The sequence below is a fragment of the Streptomyces spiramyceticus genome, assembly GCF_028807635.1.
Taxonomy (GTDB): domain Bacteria; phylum Actinomycetota; class Actinomycetes; order Streptomycetales; family Streptomycetaceae; genus Streptomyces; species Streptomyces spiramyceticus.
On record NZ_JARBAX010000001.1, the window covers coordinates 3636793 to 3654942 of the forward strand.

18 protein-coding genes and 1 pseudogene are annotated in these 18150 nt (G+C 70.3%); 8 read left to right on the forward strand and 11 right to left on the reverse strand.

The window, feature by feature from the left end; all coding sequences use genetic code 11:
• Positions 1-27: 27 nt before the first annotated feature.
• The 5 genes from folK to PXH83_RS16585 all read right to left on the reverse strand — a co-directional run bounded on the left by folK (position 28) and on the right by PXH83_RS16585 (position 2937).
• A complete protein-coding gene (gene folK / locus PXH83_RS16565) occupies positions 28-627 on the reverse strand; it encodes a 2-amino-4-hydroxy-6-hydroxymethyldihydropteridine diphosphokinase (protein ID WP_274561140.1) in 600 nt (199 codons plus the stop codon).
• Positions 624-983, reverse strand: coding sequence for a dihydroneopterin aldolase (gene folB / locus PXH83_RS16570; RefSeq protein WP_274561141.1), 360 nt, complete (start codon positions 981-983; stop codon positions 624-626). The genes folK and folB overlap by 4 nt, the downstream gene beginning before the upstream one ends.
• Before the next feature lie 190 nt (positions 984-1173).
• Positions 1174-1626: a nuclear transport factor 2 family protein gene (locus PXH83_RS16575; protein ID WP_274561142.1), complete on the reverse strand. Its 453-nt coding sequence runs from the start codon at positions 1624-1626 to the stop codon at positions 1174-1176.
• The gene (folP, locus tag PXH83_RS16580; protein WP_274561143.1) at positions 1623-2492 is read right to left on the reverse strand and encodes a dihydropteroate synthase; all 870 of its coding nucleotides are present in this window, start codon (positions 2490-2492) and stop codon (positions 1623-1625) included. Before folP ends, PXH83_RS16575 begins: the two co-directional genes overlap by 4 nt.
• A 16-nt stretch (positions 2493-2508) precedes the next feature.
• Positions 2509-2937: a MarR family winged helix-turn-helix transcriptional regulator gene (locus PXH83_RS16585; protein WP_274562858.1), complete on the reverse strand. Its 429-nt coding sequence runs from the start codon at positions 2935-2937 to the stop codon at positions 2509-2511.
• 130 nt (positions 2938-3067) lie between these two features.
• On the opposite strand from PXH83_RS16585, the gene PXH83_RS16590 reads away from it, so the two are divergent.
• Positions 3068-3994 carry an NADP-dependent oxidoreductase gene (locus PXH83_RS16590; protein WP_274561144.1) on the forward strand — a complete coding sequence of 309 codons (927 nt, stop codon included), beginning with the start codon at positions 3068-3070 and terminating at the stop codon, positions 3992-3994.
• A 24-nt stretch (positions 3995-4018) separates the two neighbouring features.
• Here the strand turns inward: PXH83_RS16590 and PXH83_RS16595 are convergent, their stop codons facing one another.
• Positions 4019-5860 carry a phosphatidylglycerol lysyltransferase domain-containing protein gene (locus tag PXH83_RS16595; RefSeq protein WP_274561145.1) on the reverse strand — a complete coding sequence of 614 codons (1842 nt, stop codon included), beginning with the start codon at positions 5858-5860 and terminating at the stop codon, positions 4019-4021.
• Between the two features lie 138 nt (positions 5861-5998).
• Here PXH83_RS16595 and PXH83_RS16600 point away from each other — a divergent pair, with 138 nt between their 5' ends.
• The gene (locus PXH83_RS16600; protein WP_274561146.1) at positions 5999-7111 is read left to right on the forward strand and encodes an alpha/beta hydrolase; all 1113 of its coding nucleotides are present in this window, start codon (positions 5999-6001) and stop codon (positions 7109-7111) included.
• Here the strand turns inward: PXH83_RS16600 and PXH83_RS16605 are convergent.
• A complete protein-coding gene (locus PXH83_RS16605; protein WP_274561147.1) occupies positions 7098-8264 on the reverse strand; it encodes an ABC transporter ATP-binding protein in 1167 nt (388 codons plus the stop codon). The genes PXH83_RS16600 and PXH83_RS16605 overlap by 14 nt on opposite strands.
• A 179-nt stretch (positions 8265-8443) precedes the next feature.
• Here PXH83_RS16605 and PXH83_RS16610 point away from each other — a divergent pair, with 179 nt between their 5' ends.
• From PXH83_RS16610 to PXH83_RS16625, 4 genes are all read left to right on the forward strand, one after another.
• On the forward strand, positions 8444-9196 hold the full coding sequence (locus tag PXH83_RS16610; protein ID WP_274561148.1) for an ABC transporter permease: 753 nt from the start codon (positions 8444-8446) through the stop codon (positions 9194-9196).
• A gap of 3 nt (positions 9197-9199) precedes the next feature.
• Entirely contained in the window at positions 9200-9889 is a 690-nt protein-coding gene (locus PXH83_RS16615; RefSeq protein WP_274561149.1) for an ABC transporter permease, read from the forward strand.
• Positions 9890-9956: 67 nt separating this feature from the next.
• Positions 9957-10919 carry an ABC transporter substrate-binding protein gene (locus PXH83_RS16620; protein ID WP_274561150.1) on the forward strand — a complete coding sequence of 321 codons (963 nt, stop codon included), beginning with the start codon at positions 9957-9959 and terminating at the stop codon, positions 10917-10919.
• A gap of 85 nt (positions 10920-11004) precedes the next feature.
• Complete coding sequence (locus PXH83_RS16625; RefSeq protein WP_274561151.1) at positions 11005-11979, forward strand: coiled-coil domain-containing protein; 975 nt, start codon at positions 11005-11007, stop codon at positions 11977-11979.
• Between the two features lie 112 nt (positions 11980-12091).
• Here the strand turns inward: PXH83_RS16625 and PXH83_RS16630 are convergent, their stop codons facing one another.
• Positions 12092-12784, reverse strand: coding sequence for a response regulator transcription factor (locus PXH83_RS16630; RefSeq protein ID WP_274561153.1), 693 nt, complete (start codon positions 12782-12784; stop codon positions 12092-12094).
• Between the two features lie 76 nt (positions 12785-12860).
• The gene (locus PXH83_RS16635; RefSeq protein ID WP_274561155.1) at positions 12861-14063 is read right to left on the reverse strand and encodes a sensor histidine kinase; all 1203 of its coding nucleotides are present in this window, start codon (positions 14061-14063) and stop codon (positions 12861-12863) included.
• 96 nt (positions 14064-14159) lie between these two features.
• On the opposite strand from PXH83_RS16635, the gene PXH83_RS16640 reads away from it, so the two are divergent.
• Together PXH83_RS16640 and PXH83_RS16645 are read left to right on the forward strand one after the other, a co-directional pair.
• Entirely contained in the window at positions 14160-15515 is a 1356-nt protein-coding gene (locus tag PXH83_RS16640) for an SAM-dependent methyltransferase (protein ID WP_274561158.1), read from the forward strand.
• 118 nt (positions 15516-15633) lie between these two features.
• Positions 15634-16776, forward strand: coding sequence for an NADH-quinone oxidoreductase subunit D (locus PXH83_RS16645; RefSeq protein WP_274561160.1), 1143 nt, complete (start codon positions 15634-15636; stop codon positions 16774-16776).
• A gap of 2 nt (positions 16777-16778) precedes the next feature.
• Here the strand turns inward: PXH83_RS16645 and PXH83_RS16650 are convergent, their stop codons facing one another.
• Together PXH83_RS16650 and PXH83_RS16655 are read right to left on the reverse strand one after the other, a co-directional pair.
• On the reverse strand, positions 16779-17516 hold the full coding sequence (locus PXH83_RS16650) for a DUF899 family protein (protein WP_274561162.1): 738 nt from the start codon (positions 17514-17516) through the stop codon (positions 16779-16781).
• A gap of 73 nt (positions 17517-17589) precedes the next feature.
• A pseudogene (locus PXH83_RS16655) lies at positions 17590-18133 on the reverse strand (DUF5937 family protein); the annotation flags it as partial.
• Positions 18134-18150 lie beyond the last annotated feature (17 nt).

Genomic DNA, 18150 nt, shown 5'->3' on the forward strand with positions numbered 1-18150 from the left:
CCGCACAATTTTCCGCAAGCCTAACGATTACTCGGGCAGGCGGAGTTCCAGATCGGCGCGCGGGTGAACGCTGCTGACGCCGACCTCGGCCAGCAGCTCGCCGACCGGGCCGCGGCCGGGCAGCTGGGCCTCCGGCTCCACGTCGTGCCACGGGGCGAGCACGAAGGCACGCTCGTGGGCGCGCGGATGCGGGAGGGTGAGGACCGGGTCGTCGGACACCACATCGGCGTACGCCACGATGTCCACGTCGATCGTGCGCGCCCCCCAGCGCTCCTCCCGCACCCGGTCGAACGCTTCCTCGATGGCCTGGCCGCGCTCCAGGAGAGAGGACGGCGGCAGGGTGGTCTTGATGACGACGACCGCGTTGAAGTACGAGGGCTGGGAGCCGGGGGCGACGCCCCAGGGCTCCGTTTCGTACACCGGCGAGACGGCTTTCACCCGCAGGCCGGGCGTGTCCTCCAGAGCGTCGATCGCGCCCTGGAGGGTCTCCAGCCTGTTGCCCAGATTGGAGCCGAGGGAGACCACCGCACGCTTCGGGTTGGACAGCGTCACATCCGCCGCATCCACCTGCTCCACCACGGAGGCGGGCACCGGCTGCACTGTCGGGTCGCTCTGTGCGGGGTTCATACTTGGCTCCGGGTGATGGTGATGGTCACATCGTCGAAGGGGACCGTGATCGGAGCATCCGGCTTGTGGACGCACACCTCGACCTCCTGCACACCGTCGTGCTTGAGACACTGCTGGGCGATCCGCTCGGCGAGCGTCTCGATCAGATCGACCGCTTCGCCCTCCACGACGTCCACGACTTCCTCCGCCACCACGCCGTAGTGCACGGTCTTCGCCAGGTCGTCGTCGGCCGCGGCGGGGCGGGTGTCGAGGCCGAGCACCAGGTCCACGATGAAGGTCTGGCCTTCCTCCCGCTCCCGGGGGAACACACCGTGGTGCCCACGGGCCTTGAGGCCGCGCAGCGCGACACGATCCACGCGAATCACTCCTGCTGTCGTAGTGAACAAGGGCGCCTGCCGAGTGCGGTCGGCACGCCGCCCTCAACCGAATCTACCTGCGAGCACTGACAGCGGACGCCCAAGGGGGCTATGGACAGAAGCTCACGGGACTGGTAGCCGCCCATACCCAAGGGCCAGGGGCGCCAACCTTCAAGAGGCCCCTACCCACTCAGGCCGGGGTCTCGTCGTCCTCTTCGTCGCCGGTTTCGGTCAGAACCGGGGACCCGTGGTGAGACCAGAGTCGCCAGCCGTCCTCGGTGCGGCGGAACACATTGGTGGCCACGATCAGCTGGCCGACCAGAGGCCCCAGCTCGCCGGCCTCCTCGGCAGGACCGCCGCTGAGCGTGTTCTCGGTGCAGTTCACCAGCGCGGTGTCGCCGAGCACCGTCACCTTTACGTCGGTGAGAAAGAACTGGATGTACTCGGTGTTGGCCATGATCAGGGCGTACGAGCGCAACACCTCGCCGCGGCCCGAGAGCACCGGCCAGCCCGGGTGTACGCAGGAGACCTCGTCGTCCAGCCAGATCGACGACAGTTCCTCGAAGTCTCCGCGCTCCACGGCCTCGTAGAACGCCGTGTTGGCCAGTTCGACCTGCTCGACGTCCGTGTTGGCGCGGCTCACAGGGCTCCCTCGACGGCCCTGGCGACCCGTACGGCGTCGGCCGTCGCCCGTACCTCGTGGACGCGCACCGCCCAGGCGCCCTCGTGTGCGGCGATCGCGGAGACGGCGGCGGTGGCGGCGTCGCGCTCGCGGGCGGGCGGCGGGGCGGCGCCCGCGCCGGCGGATGCCGCCAGTACGTGGCCGAGGAACCGCTTGCGGGAAGCGGCGACGAGCAGGGGGCGGCCCAGGGCGCGCAGGTCGGCGAGGTGGGCGACCAGGGCCAGGTCGTGCTCGGCCTGCTTGGCGAAGCCGAGCCCGGGGTCGATGACGACGCGCTCGGGGGCGATGCCGCCGCCGACCACGGCTTCCATGCGCGCGTGCAGCTCGGACACGACCTCGCCGACCACATCGGCGTACACCGCGCGGCTGTTCATTCGGTCGCTGAAGCCGCGCCAGTGCATGACGACGAAGGGCGCTCCGGCCGCCGCGACCGCAGGGATCATGGCGGGGTCGGCGAGACCGCCGCTCACGTCGTTGACCAGGACCGCGCCCGCCGCGATCGCCTGCTCGGCGACGGCGGCGCGCATGGTGTCGACGGAGACGGTGACGCCCTCGGAGGCGAGGCCGCGCACCACGGGGATGACCCGCTTCAGCTCTTCGTCGGCGTCGACGCGGGAGGCGCCGGGGCGGGTCGACTCGCCCCCGACGTCGATCAGGTCGGCGCCCTCGGCGACGAGTTCGAGACCGCGCTTGACCGCGGCGGTCGTGTCGAACCAGCGCCCGCCGTCGGAGAAGGAATCGGGCGTCACATTGACGACCCCCATCACCGCACAGCGGTCCCAGTCCGGCAGACCCTCGATCCGGCCACGCTCGCGCAACGTACTCATGCGTCCAGCCTAGGCGTCAGGCGGCCGGGCCCGAACCGCCTGAACCGCGTAGACCGCGTGAACCGCTGAAGACACGGCCGAGGAGCTCGTACAGCGTGGCGCGTTCCTCGTCGCCGAGGGCGTCGATCGCGGCGTGCGTGGTGTGCATGCGGGCGCGGATGGCGTCGACGGTCTCCTCGCCGGCCTCGGTGAGGGCGACGTTCTTCACGCGGCGGTCGGTGGGGCTGACCTCGCGGCGTACGAGCTCGCGCTTCTCCAGGCGGTCGACGATCCCGGTGATGTTGGACGCGTCGCAGGCCAGCGTGGTCGCCAGTGAGCGCATCGAGGCAGGGGAGGCGCGCAGGACGCCGAGGGTTTTGGCCTGGCTGGCGGTGAGGCCCGCGTCGGCGGCGGCGAGGGAGAAGTCGCCGTAGTAGCCGCTGAAGGACTCGGCGAGCCGCTCCATGAGCTGGGCCTTGGTGGGGATGGTCTCTGTCACGTTGCCAGCCTATCAACCAAAGCTTGACTATCTCAATCATTGAGGTCTACGGTCTAAAGCGTTACTTGATGTACTCAAGCATTTTGGGAGCAGCGCGATGAAGGCCATCACCTACCGCACCTACGGCGGCCCGGACGTCCTCGAATACGGCGATGCGCCGGACCCCAAGCTCGGCCCCGACGCCGTGCTCGTCCGGGTCAGGGCGGCCTCCGTCAACCCTGTCGACTGGAAGATCCAGGCGGGCTACCTCGAATCCGCGCTCGACGCGGTCTTCCCCGTGATCCCGGGCTGGGACGTCGCAGGCGTCGTCGAGCAGACGGGCGTCGGCGTGACCGAGTTCGCGCCCGGCGACGAGGTCATCGGATACGTCCGCGAGGACTTCGTCTCGCGCGGCACCTTCGCCGAGTACGTCGCCGCACCCGTGCGCACCCTGGCCCGCAAGCCGGCGAACCTCACCTTCGAGGAGGCGGCCGGGCTTCCGCTGGCCGGCCTCACGGCGTACCAGGCGCTCACCCGCCACCTCGGCGTCACCGAGGGCGACACACTGCTGGTGCACGCGGCGGCCGGGGGCGTCGGTTCGCTGGCGGTGCAGATCGCCCGCGCCTTCGGCGTCCGGGTCATCGGCACGGCGAGCGAGCGCAACCACGACTACCTGCGGTCCCTGGGCGCCACCCCCGTGACGTACGGCGAAGGGCTCGCCGACCGCGTCAAGGCGCTCGCGCCCGGCGGCGTGGACGCCGTGCTCGACCTGGTCGGCGGCGAGGCGCTGAAGGTCTCGCCGGGGCTGCTCGCTCCCGGTGGCCGACTGGCGTCCGTCGCGGACGGCGCGGTCCTGGGGCTCGGCGGCAGCTATGTCTTCGTACGCCCCGACACCGCCGACCTGACGGCGCTGACCGAGCTGGCCGAGCGCGGTGCGCTGGCCGTCGAGGTCGCCGCGGTCTTCCCGCTGGAGCAGACCGCCGACGCGTTGCGGCTGAGCATGGAGGGCCACACCCGCGGCAAGATCGCGATCAGCATCGGCTGATCCCGGACGGCGAGTCGTGCGGGCTCAGGCGGCCGACTGCCCGGCCTCGCGCGCCCGCACCTGGTCGAGGTGCGCGCACGGGCGCGGCTGCCTGGCCGACGCGCGGCGGGAGGCGAACGGGCGGGGCAGGGCCAGTGTCACGAAGCCCTCCGCCTGCATCGCCGCGAAGCCGATGCGCGGCAGGTCGCGGGTGGTGCGGAAGACCACGAAACGCGGCTCCCAGCGCGGCCTGAACTTGGCGTTGAACTTGTACAGCGACTCGATCTGGAACCACCGGGACAGGAAGACGAGCAGCCCGCGCCAGATGCGGAGCACCGGTCCCGCGCCGATCTTCTCCCCGCGGGCGAGCGCCGAGCGGAACATCGCGAAGTTGAGCGAGACGCGGGTCACGCCCAGCTGGGGTGCGGCCTGGAGAGCGGCGACGATCAGCAGTTCGTTCATGCCGGGGTCGGCGGAGCGGTCGCGGCGCATCAGGTCGAGGGACATGCCGTCCGTACCCCACGGGACGAAGTGGAGTACGGCCTTCAGGTCGCCGTACGGGGAATCCGCGTCGGCGGTGTTGTGGGCGGTGGCGATCACGCAGTCTCCGTCGCCGGGTTCGCCGATGCGGCCGAGCGCCATGGAGAAGCCGCGCTCGGTGTCGGTGCCGCGCCAGTCGGCGGCGGCCCGCCGGATGCGGTCCAACTCGGCTTCGCCGAGGTCACGGACGCGTCGTACCCGGGTTTCGTAACCACCGCGCTCGATGCGCTTGACCATCTGGCGTACGTTCCGCATGGCGCGCCCGGCGAGGGAGAAATCCGGCACGTCCACCACCGCTTCGTCCCCGAGCTCCAGCGCGTCGAGTCCGGTCTCGCGGGTCCACACTTCGCCGCCGGTCTCGCTGCAGCCCATGACGGCCGGGGTCCAGGAGTGGGCCTTGGCCTCGTCCATGAAGCGCTCGATGGCGCCCGGCCAGGCCTCCACGTCGCCGATCGGGTCGCCGCTGGCGAGCATCACGCCGGATACGACGCGGTAGGTGACGGCGGCCTTGCCGCTGGGGGAGAAGACGACGGCCTTGTCGTGGCGGAGCGCGAAGTGGCCGAGGGAGTCGCGGCCGCCGTGCTTGGCCAGCAGCTCGCGCAGGCGGTGCTCGTCGTCGGGGGTGAGGCGAGCGGCCGGGTGCTCGGGGCGCAGGGCCAGGTAGATCGTGGTGACGGCGGTGAGCAGGCCGAGGGCGCCGAGCGAGTAGCCGACGGTCCAGGAGACCCGGCCCGCGTAGTCGACAGGGCCCTCGAAGCCGAAGAGCCCGTACAGGACGTGCTCAAGCCGGTCGGCGACGCTCGGATTACCGACGACCTTCGCCGGGTGCGAGCTGACGATGACCAGGCCCAGGCCGAGGGAACCGGCGCCGAGGAGAACGAAGTTCGCCACCGCCTTCCAGCGGCTCCGCGGGTCGGGCAGCGCTGCGAACTCGCCGCGGTGACGCAGCAGAAGGACCAGCAGCGCGAGCGAGATCACCACGCCGATGACCGAATGCCGGTACGTGAACTGCGCCGCGGCACCGGCGGGCAGCAGCACCACGGCGGCCCGCCAGGCGCGGCGCTTGTGGCGCTTGAGGGCGTGCGCGAGAAGCAGCAGCAGTACGCCCGCACTGATCGCGAGGGCGGCCGCGAACGGGCCGAGAGCCCCGGGCAGCACCTCGGCGGCGGCGTGCATCCGGCTGTGCCGGAAGCGCGGGAAGACACCGGCGGCGATGTCCAGGAGGCCTACGAGGGCGCAGGCCGTACCGACCAGGGAGGGCACCGACTCGGGTCGTGGACCGCTCAGGATCCGCCGTACTCGATTCGGAACCGCTCCCGATTTATCCCCATCTAGCCTGATAGACATCGCTTCCCGTGGCTCCGCGAAAGATTCTCTGTCCGTGGGCCGAAGCGCCGGACAATTTGCGCTCTCTAGGACGGCGCATCAGCGGTGCGGGTTCACTCGCTCACCGGAAATTCTGAGGCAGAAAGCTCGATCGTCATCATGGGTCTCACCAGCAATAAGGTTCTGGCGCTCGCCGTCCTTCTGGCGGTGGCGCTGTTCGTCGCCACGATCTGGCTCTGGCCGCGTCTGGCCGGGCGCAACGTGCGCTCCGTACTGGGCCGTGTCGGGCTGCTGTTCGCAACCCAGTTGATGCTGTTCGCCTCCGTGGGACTGGCGGCCAACAAGTCCTTCCTCTTTTACGGCTCCTGGGCCGACCTTTTCGGCCAGGAGACCGAAATGGGAGTGGTCGTCGACCACTCGGCCGGCGCGAAGCACCTCAAAGTCGTAGGGACGCAGGGTGTTGACGTGCCGGGCGGTCACAAGCCGGCAACGGGAGGCCAGATACAGAAGGTCGTCATAGCGGGGGAGAAGTCGAAGATAGAGGGCCCCGCTTACGTCTATCTGCCACCGGAGTACTTCCAACCACGTTACGCCGGGAGGAACTTCCCCGCGTCCGTGGTGCTCACCGGCTATCCGGGTACAGCGGAGAACCTCCTCAAGGGACTGCGCTATCCGGCGACGGCGTACACGCAGGCGGCGGCGGGCAACATGCAGCCGATGATCCTGGTGATGATGCGGCCCACCGTCGCGCCGCCCCGCGACACCGAATGCGTGGACGTACCGGGCGGCCCGCAGACCGAGACCTTCTTCGCCAAGGACCTGCCCAAGGCGATATCCGAGTCCTACAGGGTGGGCACAAAGCCGCGGAACTGGGGCTTCATGGGGAACTCCACCGGCGGCTACTGCGCCCTGAAAATCGCCATCCACCACCCCGGAACCTTCGGTGCGGGAGCGGGCATGTCCGCGTACTACAAGGCGGCCGAAGACGCGACGACAGGGGACCTCTTCCACGGCAACAGGAATGAGGCGAACCGGGCCGACCTGCTGTGGAGTCTTGACCACCTGAAGCCGTCGAAGTCGTCCTTCCTTGTGACCAGTTCAAGGGAGGGCGAAGGCAATCTGCAGGGCACCCGGCTTTTCATCGAGAAGGTGAAGCCGCCCGCCCGGGTCTCGTCGATCACCCTGGACAGCGGCGGCCACAACTTCGGCACCTGGCGGCGCGAAATAGCGCCCGCCCTGGAGTGGATCAGCGGCAGGCTCAGGGCGAACTGACGGACTCCACTTCCACCGCTGTACGGGGAAGGGCCTGGGCGTCGGCGTCGATGGAACGGCGCAGTGCCTCATGGAGACGGGCCGGGGTGAGTACGCCGAGGAAACGTCCGGCACTGTCCTTGTCGATGACCGCGATCCAGCCCGCGTCGTGCTGGAGCATTGTGGAGAAGGCCTGCTTGAGCGAGGCGCCGACGGGCAGCCACGCCTCCATGCGGCGGGCGTGTTCGCGTACGGTCCCGGTGGCCGTCCGGGCCTGCTCGGCGGAGATCCAGCCGTGCAGGTCGTCCTCGCTGTCCAGGACGACGGCCCAGCGAGCGCCTTCGGCCGTCAGTGCGGCGGCTGCCTTCTTGACCGGGTCGTCGAGGTGCACGACGGGCGGCTGTTCCAGGTCACCGGGCTCTATGGGCGTGACGGAGAGGCGCTTGAGGCCCCGGTCGGCGCCGACGAAGTCCGCGACGTAGGGGGTGGCGGGCATGCCCAGTACGGCCGCCGGGGCGTCGAACTGCTCGATCCTGCCCTGCCCGTAGACGGCGATGCGGTCACCGAGACGGACGGCCTCCTCGATGTCATGAGTGACGAAGAGGACGGTCTTGCGCACCTGCGACTGGAGCCTCAGGAACTCGTTCTGGAGATGCTCGCGCACGACCGGGTCGACCGCGCCGAACGGCTCGTCCATCAGAAGCACGGGCGGGTCCGCGGCCAGGGCCCTTGCCACGCCGACGCGTTGGCGCTGGCCGCCGGAGAGCTGGTCGGGGTAGCGGTCGCCGTGCACGGACGGGTCGAGGCCGACCAGATCGAGGAGCTCGGCGGCGCGCTCGCGGGCTTTGGAGCGCTTGACGCCGAGGAGGTGGGGGACGGTCGCGGTGTTCTCCAGAACCGTCTTGTGGGGGAAGAGGCCGACTTGCTGGATGACATAGCCGATGCGGCGGCGCAGCTGAACGGGATCGATGGCGGATATGTCGGCCCCGTCGAGGAATATCCGGCCCTCGGTCGGCTCGATCAGCCGGTTCACCATTTTCATGGTGGTGGTCTTGCCGCAGCCGGACGGCCCGACGAGCGTGACCAGTTCGCCCTCCGCGACTTCGAAGGAGAGGTCGTCGACGGCGGTGGTGCCATCGGCGTACCGCTTGGTGACGTGCTCGAATCGGATCATGGTTCCCCCATTGTTGCCCGTGTGACGCGCTGTCACTTTTCCGGGGGGCGACCCCCATGCCCCCGCCCCGTGTTGCTGGAATGTGGCGGCCCTCGGCGATTGTCAGTGGCCGAGGATATGGTCGTGAGACGTGAATGTCGTCAGACATGAGTTCGGGGACTCGGGGGAGGCGGGGACGCATGAGCGGCCAGAGCTGTCTGACGGCGAACGACTGGATTTGCGGGGAGTATGTGCGTTCCCGCGGCCAGGAGCTGACCGATGCGACCGTGCAGCATGTGTGGATCACCGCGCTTTCGGTGGTGCTCGGGCTGCTGATCGCCTTCCCGCTGGCCTTGCTCGCGCGCGGGCAAGGCGGTCGCCGCAGCAGGCTCGCGGGTCCGATTCTGGGCCTGACGACCGTCCTCTACACGGTCCCTTCGCTGGCGATGTTCTCGCTGCTGTTGCCCCTGTTCGGGCTTTCGGCGGCCGTGGTGGTCACGGGTCTCGTGCTCTATTCGCTGACCGTGCTCGTACGGAACATCCTGGCCGGGCTGGAAGCCGTGCCCGCCGAAGCGCGGGAGGCCGCGCAGGGCATGGGGTACGCGCCGGCGCGACTGCTGTGGGAGGTCGAACTGCCTTTGGCACTGCCCGCCTTGCTGGCCGGGGTGCGGATCGCGACGGTGTCGACGGTCGCCCTGACGACGGTCGGCGCGATCGTGGGGTACGGCGGGCTGGGGACGCTGATCGTGGACGGCCTCGACTCCCTCTTCAAGGCGCAGGTGCTCACCGCTTCGGTGATCTGCGTGCTGCTGGCTGTGGTGGCCGACCTGCTGCTGCTCTGGCTGCAGCGGGCGCTGACCCCGTGGACCCGGGTGCGTACGCCCCGAATACGCACCGGCCGTGCGGCGGCCGCCCGTGCCGGCCGTGCTGCCCGTACCGCGAAGGCCGGTTGATCCATGGGAGTGATCGGGAACGCCTTCGCCTGGCTGACGACCGCCGTCAACTGGCAGGGCGAGAGCGGCGTCTGGAACCGACTCGGTGAGCATCTGTACTTCAGCGGCGTGTGCCTGTTGCTGTCGTGTCTGATCGCGCTGCCGGTCGCGCTCTGGCTCGGCCACCTCGGCCGGGGCGGAGCACTCGCCATCAACCTCTCCAATGTGGGGCGGGCGATTCCCACCCTCGCGGTTCTGATTCTGCTGACGCTCACACCACTGGGCAGGCAGGGCGACCTGCCGACGATCACCGCGCTCGTGCTGTTCGCGGTGCCGCCGCTGCTGACCAATGCGTACATCGGCATGCGGGAAGTGGACCGGGCGGTTGTGGAGGCCGCGCGCGGGATGGGCATGTCGGGGCGCCAGCTCTTCCTGCGGGTCGAACTGCCACTCGCGTACCCGCTGGTCATGACGGGGCTGAGGTCGGCGGCCGTCCAGGTCGTCGCCACGGCGACGCTCGCCGCGATGGCGGGCGAGGGCGGCCTCGGACGGATCATCACGGCCGGCTTCAACACGTACAACACCCCGCAGGTGGTGGCGGGCGCGCTGCTCGTGGCGGGGCTCGCGCTGCTGGTCGAGGGCGTACTGGTGGCGGCGGACCGGTTGCTCGACCCGGTGCGCCGGCGAGCCGCCGGGGCGCAGAAGACAGCCTGACGATGCCTCTCTCCTCTTCCTTCCCTTTTCCCTCCTTTCTCCCTTTTCTCCTTGGATGGTGAACCTCATGAGCAGGACTTCGCGCACAGCGGGTGCGGTACTGGCCGTGATCGCACTGGCCGGCGGCCTGGCCGCGTGCGGCGGCGAGAGTTTGGAGAAGGGCAAGGGCGGTGAGGCGGGCAAGAACGGCTCGCTGGTGGTCGGTTCGGCCGGATTCACCGAGTCCAAGGTGCTGGCCGAGCTGTACTCGCAGCTTCTCTCCGACGCCGGATACGACACGTCGATCAAGACGGTGGAGAACCGCGAGCTGTACGAACCCGCCCTGGAGAAGGGCGAGATCGACGTCGTACCGGAATACGCCGCTACGCTTGCGGAATTCCTGAACGCAAAGGCCAACGGCCCCAAGGCGCCGGAGAAGAATCCGGTCGCGTCCAGCGATGTGACCGCCACCTTCAATGCGCTGGAGAAGCTCGCGGAGCCGCGCGGGCTCAAGGCGCTGCCGGCAGGCGAGGCCGTCGACCAGAACGCCTTCGCGGTGAGCAAGGAATACGCCGAGAAGAACAAGCTCAAGACGCTTTCCGACCTCGGCGAGTCCAAGCTCGGGGTGAAGATCGCCGCAGGCGACGAATGCACGGTCCGGCCCTTCTGTGCACCGGGCCTGAAGAAGGAGTACGGGATCGACGTGAAGGGCGTCGACCCCAAGGGCGTAGGGACTCCGCAGGCCAAGCAGGCCGTCAAGGACGGCGCCGATCAGCTGGTGCTGACCACGACGACGGACGCGACGCTGGAGGGCTTCGGGCTCGTACTCCTGGAGGACGACAAGAAGCTCCAGAACGCGGACAACGTACTGCCCGTCGTCAATGCGAAGGACGCCGGATCGCAGGAGATAGCCGACGCTCTCGGCAAGCTCACGAAGGTGCTGACGACGGATGATCTGGTCGATCTGAACCGCAAGATCGACGCGGAACGGGTGAAGCCCGCCGACGCTGCGAAGGCGTATCTGGAGTCCAAGGGCCTGATCAAGAAGTAGCCCCGGTAAGCAAATGGGTAACCGCCCGGGAACAGATTGCCGGGCGGGGCCCCATCCATCGTCCATGCACGGTAAATTTCAGGCCATGCCACGTGGACGCCACCGCCATTCCCCACCCCTGCACAGGATCCTTCCGCCTTCCGCGGTCGCCGGCGCATCGATAATCAGCGCCGCCGGTGCGTGGTTGTTCGCGGAACCGGTGGTGCTGCGCGGCTTGGTCGCCGTCGCGGCCGCTGCCGCGGTCACCGGCGCGGTCATGATGCGCAGTTGGGACCGTTCGGCGGGGCGGAGAGTCGCCGAGCTGACACGGGCGCGGGCGAGCGACGAGTGGAAGACCGAGGAGCGAATAGCCGATCTGGAGTCCGACCTCGACGAATCGCGTGCTCTGCGGACCAGGCTCGACGCGAAGCTGCGCGCCAAGCGGGTCGAGCTGGCCGCGCTGCGGGGCGAGCACGCGGCGCTGCTGCGCCGGTACGCGACCGCCGAGACGGAGCGGGCGAGCGCGCTGGAGGGCCGGAGGCTGCTGGCGATAGAGGCGGCGTCTCCTGCGAAGGCGCTGCCCGCGGCGAGCAGTACGCCGACGCCGTCCGCGTACCTGCGGGCCACCATGGCGCTGGACAACCTGTCGCGCAACGCGGCGAAGCAGCAGGCGCGGGAACCGCGGGGACCCGGTGGGGTGGAGCAGCCGGAGGGGAAGCACGTGGCGGCCGCCGGTACCGATGCCGTGTCCGGGAGCTCCCCGGAACACGCGCGGCCGTCGTCCGCCATCGTCACGCGCCCCGTCGCGTCCGCTTCCGCGGTCGTCCCGTACGACGCCGCGCAGAACCGTCGTGCGTCGCGCACGGAGGGCGGCTTCGACTTCTTCGGCACACAGAAGCCGGGCCCGGCGGCGATCGAAGCCGTCGAGAAGGAAGACCTCGCGGACGTGGTGGGCGAGGAGGCGCTGGCGGCGGCGAGCAGGGCGTCGGGGACGCGGGTGGTCGGCCAGGTCATCGACCTGACGGCCCACGACGAAACGGAACAGCTCAGCGTGGCGGAGCTGCGCAGCGCGATCTCATAGGTGCCGGTGCCGGTGTGGGTGCGAGGTGGGACGACGGGTGCCTGCGGCGCTGTTCCCCCGCCCGCCCCTTCCCGGCTGTGACGTTTGCGGCTGCCGCCGCGTGGGGGCCTGACTAACCCGCGGCCAGGCCACCGCCGCCGCCCGCCCGGACCAGTCCGGACTCGTACGCCAGTACCACCACCTGGACGCGATCCCGCAGGTTCAGCTTCGTCAGGATGCGGCCCACGTGCGTCTTGACCGTGGCCTCCGACAGGACCAGCCGTGCCGCGATCTCCCCGTTCGACAGCCCCTGCGCGACGAGCAGCATCACCTCGCGCTCACGGTCCGTCAGCCGCCCCAGCGCGCTGTTGACGGCTTGCGTCTCCTTGCCCGTGCTGGGCAGCAGCGGCGAGAAGCGGTCCAGCAGGCGCCGCGTCGTCGACGGCGCCACGACCGCGTCGCCGCTGTGCACCGAGCGGATCGCGGCCAGCAGTTCGCCCGGCGGCACGTCCTTCAGCATGAAGCCGCTCGCCCCCGCCTTCAGCCCGGAGAAGGCGTACTCGTCCAGGTCGAACGTGGTCAGGATGAGGACCTTCGGCGCATCCGGCTCCGCGCAGATCCGCCGCGTCGCCTCGACCCCGTCCAGTTTCGGCATGCGTACGTCCATCAGGACCACGTCCACCGCCGCCGAGCGCAAGACCTCGATCGCCTCCGCCCCGTCGCCCGCCTCGGCGACCACCTCCATGTCCGGCTGAGCGGCCAGGACCATCCGGAAGCCGGTGCGCAGCAGCATCTGGTCGTCTACGAGCATCACGCGGATGGACATGGAGAGGGTGACCTTTCGTCAGGCACTCGGAAGTCAGGCACTCGGAAGAAATGGGCGGGTCGGTGGGCCGGGCGGATCAGTGGGCCGGTTTCAAGGGAAGCAGTGCGCTGATCCGGAAGCCGCCGCCCGGCCGCGGCCCCGCGTCCAGCGTGCCGCCGACCATACCCACGCGCTCCCGCATGCCGATCAGCCCGTGACCCTGCCCGTCGGCCCCGCCGTCCTCGTACAGCTCGTGCGCCGCGCCCCGCCCGTCGTCCTCGACAAGCAGGCCGAGCCCGTCGTCGAAGTAGACCAGGCGTACGCTCGCGCCCGCGTCGGGACCGCCGTGCTTGCGCGTATTGGTGAGGGCTTCCTGCACGATGCGGTACGCCGTGAGCTCCACGCCGCTGGGCAGCGGCCGGGGCGTGCCCTCGACCTTGAAGTCGACGGTCAGCCCCGCGGTCCGTACCTGCTCGACGAGGTCCTCGATCTGCTCGACGTCGGGCTGCGGCACGTACTCGCCGCTCACCGCCTGCTCGCCGGTTCGCAGCACGCCCAGGAGGCGCCGCATCTCGGCGAGCGCCTGGCGCCCGGTCGTCGAGATGGTTTCCAGTGCCTGTTTGGCCTGGGCGGGGGAGGCGTCCAGGACGTACGCCGCGCCGTCCGCCTGCACCACCATCACCGAGACGTTGTGCGCGACGACATCGTGCAGCTCGCGGGCGATACGGGCCCGCTCGGCGGCGACCGCCACCTTCGACTGCGCCTCGCGTTCCTTCTCCAGGCGCGCGGCGCGCTCCTCCAGCTCCGCGAAATACGCACGCCGGGTCCGCATCGAATCGCCCAGAACCCATGCCAGTGCGAACGGCAGCGCCATGACGATCGAGAAGAAGATGGCCGGAAGGACCGTGCCGTCCTTGTCGGCCGGCCAGCGCAGTTGCGCCAGCGGAGCAGCGGCCAGGCCGCCGACGAGCGCGACGCGCGAGACCCAGCGTGGCCCGTCGCTCGCGGCGACGGTGTAGATGATGACGAGCATGGCCCAGTCGGCCGGGTTGACCTCGACGTCGAACGCGAGCTGGGCGACGCCCATCATGATCGCCAGCAGCAGCATTTTCTGCGGCGCGCGGCGGCGCAGCGCCACCACGAGACAGAGCAGCGTAACGATCGGGATGGCCGCGATCCGCGGCTCGGTGCCCATCGTCGCCTGGACGGCCCACAGCATGGAGAACCCGAAGAGCATCACAGCCCAGAAGCTGTCGACGCTCGTCGGGTGTCTGCGGATGAAGTCGTAGAGGCGTTGCACGTAACCCAGCGTAGGGAAACCCAATAGGTGCAGGGGTCAACCGGAGGAGCGATCCGGTGGACCGGAGCCTACTCCCCAAGGTGGAGACTTGGTGCCGTGACGGATGAGTGGCAGGGGTGGCGGGAAGCGACGGAGGCCGCGCTGTACGGGCCCGAAGGGTTCTACGTACGCCCCGGAGGGCCTGGTCCGGCAGGCCATTTCCGTACGTCGGTGCACGCGTCCCCGCTCTTCGCTTCGGCCGTCGCGCAGCTGCTGACGGAGGTCGACGACGCACTGGGGCAGCCGGACGAGCTGGCGCTGGTCGACATCGGCGCGGGCCGGGGTGAGCTGCTGACCGGCGTGCTGACGGCGCTGCCGCCGGGCCTCTCGGCGCGGGTGCGGCCGTACGCGGTGGAACGGGCGCCCCGCCCGGCGGACCTGGACCCCCGCGTCGAGTGGCGGGCCGAGCCGCCGTCGGGCGTGAGCGGGCTGCTGTTCGCGAACGAGTGGCTGGACAACGTGCCGGTGGACGTCGCGGAGACGGACGCGGAGGGTACGGCGCGATACGTGCTCGTACGGGCGACGGACGGCGAGGAACGTCTGGGCGATGAGGTGACGGGCGCGGACGCGGAGTGGCTGACGCGGTGGTGGCCGCTGGGGGCGGGTGCGGGTGCGGGTGCGGGCGCGGGCGCGGATGCGGACATGGGCGCGGGCGTGGATGCCGGCGCGGGGCCCGGCCAGGGCCCGTGGCAGGCGTACGAGACAGATCCTGCTGAGGCCGCAGGACAGGGGCCGGGGCACGAGGCCATACGTGCGGAGCTGGGCCGGAAGCGCGGGGCGCGGCCCCTGCAGCCGGCTGGGCCGGACCAAGGGCACGAGGCGGAGTCTGCGCAGCCTGCGGGCCTGTCGCAGGGGTACGAGGCAGACGCTGCGGAGGCCATAGGTCCGGGCGGGGGGTACATGGCCGAGCCCGCGCCGCCCGTCGGGTCGGCGCAGTGGGCCGCCGCCGGGCTGCGGGCCGAGATTGGGCGGCCCCGGGACCTCGCGTGGGCCGCCGCCGTTGCGACGCTCGACGCGGGGCTCGCGGTTGCCGTGGACTACGCCCACTCCCGCGCGGCACGCCCGCCGTTCGGCTCGCTGACCGGGTTCCGTACGGGGCGCGAGGTACGCCCCGTACCCGACGGAAGCTGCGACATCACCGCCCACGTGGCGCTGGACGCGTGCGCGCTTCCGGGGGCGGAACTGCTGACGCAGCGCGAGGCCCTGCACCGCCTCGGCGTAACGGCCGCGCGCCCACCGCTCGCACTGGCGAGTACGGATCCGGCGGCGTACGTACGGGCGCTCGCGTCGACGGGTGAAGCCGCCGAGCTGACGGCACGGGGCGGCCTGGGGGACTTCGGCTGGCTGATGCAGTGGGTGCCTTTCCCACCCGCCCGTCCGTCCAACGGGGGCAGGAGTGGGGGACGCCCCTAGTGGCCGGCGCACCGCCGTCGGCGCCCGCGGCCGGCGCCGCGTCTGCGGGCGGGCTGCGGAAATGGCTTCCGCAGGAGCCCCCGCCCGCCCCGTACGGCCCACGGGGGATACTGGCCGCATGACGGAGACCACGGTCGGCATCGGCGGCGCGGCGGAGAGCACCGACATGGTGCTCAACATCGGCCCCCAGCATCCCTCCACCCACGGCGTCCTCCGCCTCCGCCTGGTCCTCGACGGCGAGCGCATCCAGCACGCGGAGCCGGTGATCGGCTACATGCACCGGGGCGCGGAGAAGCTCTTCGAGGCGCGTGACTACCGCCAGATCGTGATGCTCGCGAACCGCCACGACTGGCTGTCCGCCTTCTCGAACGAGCTCGGCGTCGTCATGGCCGTCGAGCGGATGCTCGGCATGGAGGTCCCGGAGCGAGCGGTCTGGACCCGTACGCTTCTCGCCGAGCTCAACCGGGTCCTCAACCACCTGATGTTCCTCGGGTCGTACCCCCTTGAACTGGGCGGAATCACCCCGGTCTTCTACGCGTTCCGAGAGCGCGAGGAGCTCCAGGCCGTCATGGAGGAGGTCTCCGGCGGCCGCATGCACTACATGTTCAACCGGGTCGGCGGCCTCAAGGAGGACCTGCCCGCAGGCTGGCTCGGCCGCGCCCGCGAGACCATCGCGGACGTCCGCTCCCGGATGGACGTCTACGACAACCTCGTCCTCGGCAACGAGATCTTCCGGGGCCGTACGCGCGGGGTCGGCATCCTCTCGGCGGAGGCCGTGCACGCGTACGGCGTCAGCGGCCCCATCGCCCGTGCCTCCGGCGTCGACTTCGACCTGCGGCGCGACGAGCCGTACCTCGCGTACGGCGAACTCCAGGACACCCTCAAGGTCGCCACCAGGACCGAGGGCGACTGCCTGGCCCGCTTCGAGATCCTCCTCGACCAGACACACAACGCGCTGGACATCGCGGATGCCTGCCTCGACCGGATGGCCGACCTGCCGCCCGGTCCGATCAACCAGCGGCTGCCGAAGGTACTGAAGGCCCCGGAGGGCCACACGTACGCCTGGACCGAGAACCCGCTCGGCATCAACGGGTACTACCTGGTGTCGAAGGGCGAGAAGACGCCGTACCGCCTGAAGCTGCGCTCCGCGTCGTTCAACAACATCCAGGCGCTGACGGAGCTGCTGCCGGGGACGCTGGTCGCGGACATGGTCGCGATCCTCGGATCGCTGTTCTTCGTCGTCGGCGACATCGACAAGTAGCCCTACAGGTAGTCCTGGTAGTCCAGCTGCTCGTCCCAGTCGGTTCCGCGCCCGTCCGGTGTGAGGTCGAACAGGTTCCAGAGCGGCTCGATGGTGCCGACATGGCGGGGACCCTGACTGGGATCGTCGGTGGGCGCGTAGAGCAGCTCCGAGCCCCAGAAGTGGCGGATCTCCTCGCCGTCGCGCCGGAAGACGTTGAGCATCGGCATCGACACGCCCTCCGCCGTCTCGGCGAGATAGTCACGCCGGTACGTATTGCCTGCCGCGGACAGCAGGCGCAGCCGTCGCCAGCCGCGCTCCTCGGCGAACGCGAGAAGCCGGGGCAGCGGCGCCTTCGCCACGACCGCGAAGTTGACGCGCTGGGTGACGTGCTCGACGGCGCCGTCGAGCTGATCGAGGATCGCCGTGCACGACGGGCAAGGCCCTTCCTCGCGCTTCAGCTGCGCTGTGCGCCTCGTCCTGGGGCCCGGCCGGTCGTCACCGGGGTCGCGCGGGAACATGAAGCCGTAGATCACCAGCGAGTCCTTGCCCGGCGCGAACAGCTCCGAGAGCCGCACATCGGCCGGAGCGCCGTCGGCCCCGGCTCCCTGGAAGACGTAGTCCTCGGGAACCAGCCCGCCAGGAGGCAGCTTGCGCCTCGCGGCAGCCACCGCCTCGGTGGCACGGCGCAGCGAGACCTCCTGCAGGAGCAGCCGATCGCGCGCGGCACGGTACTCGGCCGACTCGCCCGGAAATGTCATGCCTCCAGCGTGCGGTGTGCGGTGGTCCGGTGCCAGCCGACGCGCGAGACGACGCGTGGTCGAGCGGGCGCCCCAGTTGGTGCATGACGTACCGTCCGCGCCGCTGCATCGTCACCAGGCCCGCCTTCTTCAGCACCGTCAGGTGCCGTGACATCTCGGGGGCGCCGACCGGATAGTGGATCACCGGACGCCAGCCCAGCGCGTGCAGGACCGACAAGTGCGGCCAGCCGAAGCTGGACGGGACGAAGGTGAGCCCCGCGCCGACGGCCGGATCCATGGCGCTGGTGCGCCCCTCGGCCGGCTTGTCCGCGTGGATACGGGTCCGGGCGCCGCCCCCCCGCACTGCCGCATCGCTCCTCCAGCGACAGCGCGGGAGACACCGCGTACAGCGCCTCGGCGAGGCCCTTGTGCCGCAGCACCTCGCCCTTGTGCCGGGCGTCGGCGGCAAGTTGGACCCGTATACGCCGCCACGTGTCGGCGAAGAACGCCTGGTCGCAGTCTTCGAAGAGCCGCCGCAGCCAGGCCCGCACGGACGTCGGGTCGTCGAGCAGCCGGGCCGCGAAGTCGGTCTGCTTCGGCCCGCGTGCGGCGGCCAGCTCCAGCGCGCGCTCGCGCATCGCGGGGTGTGCGGTGA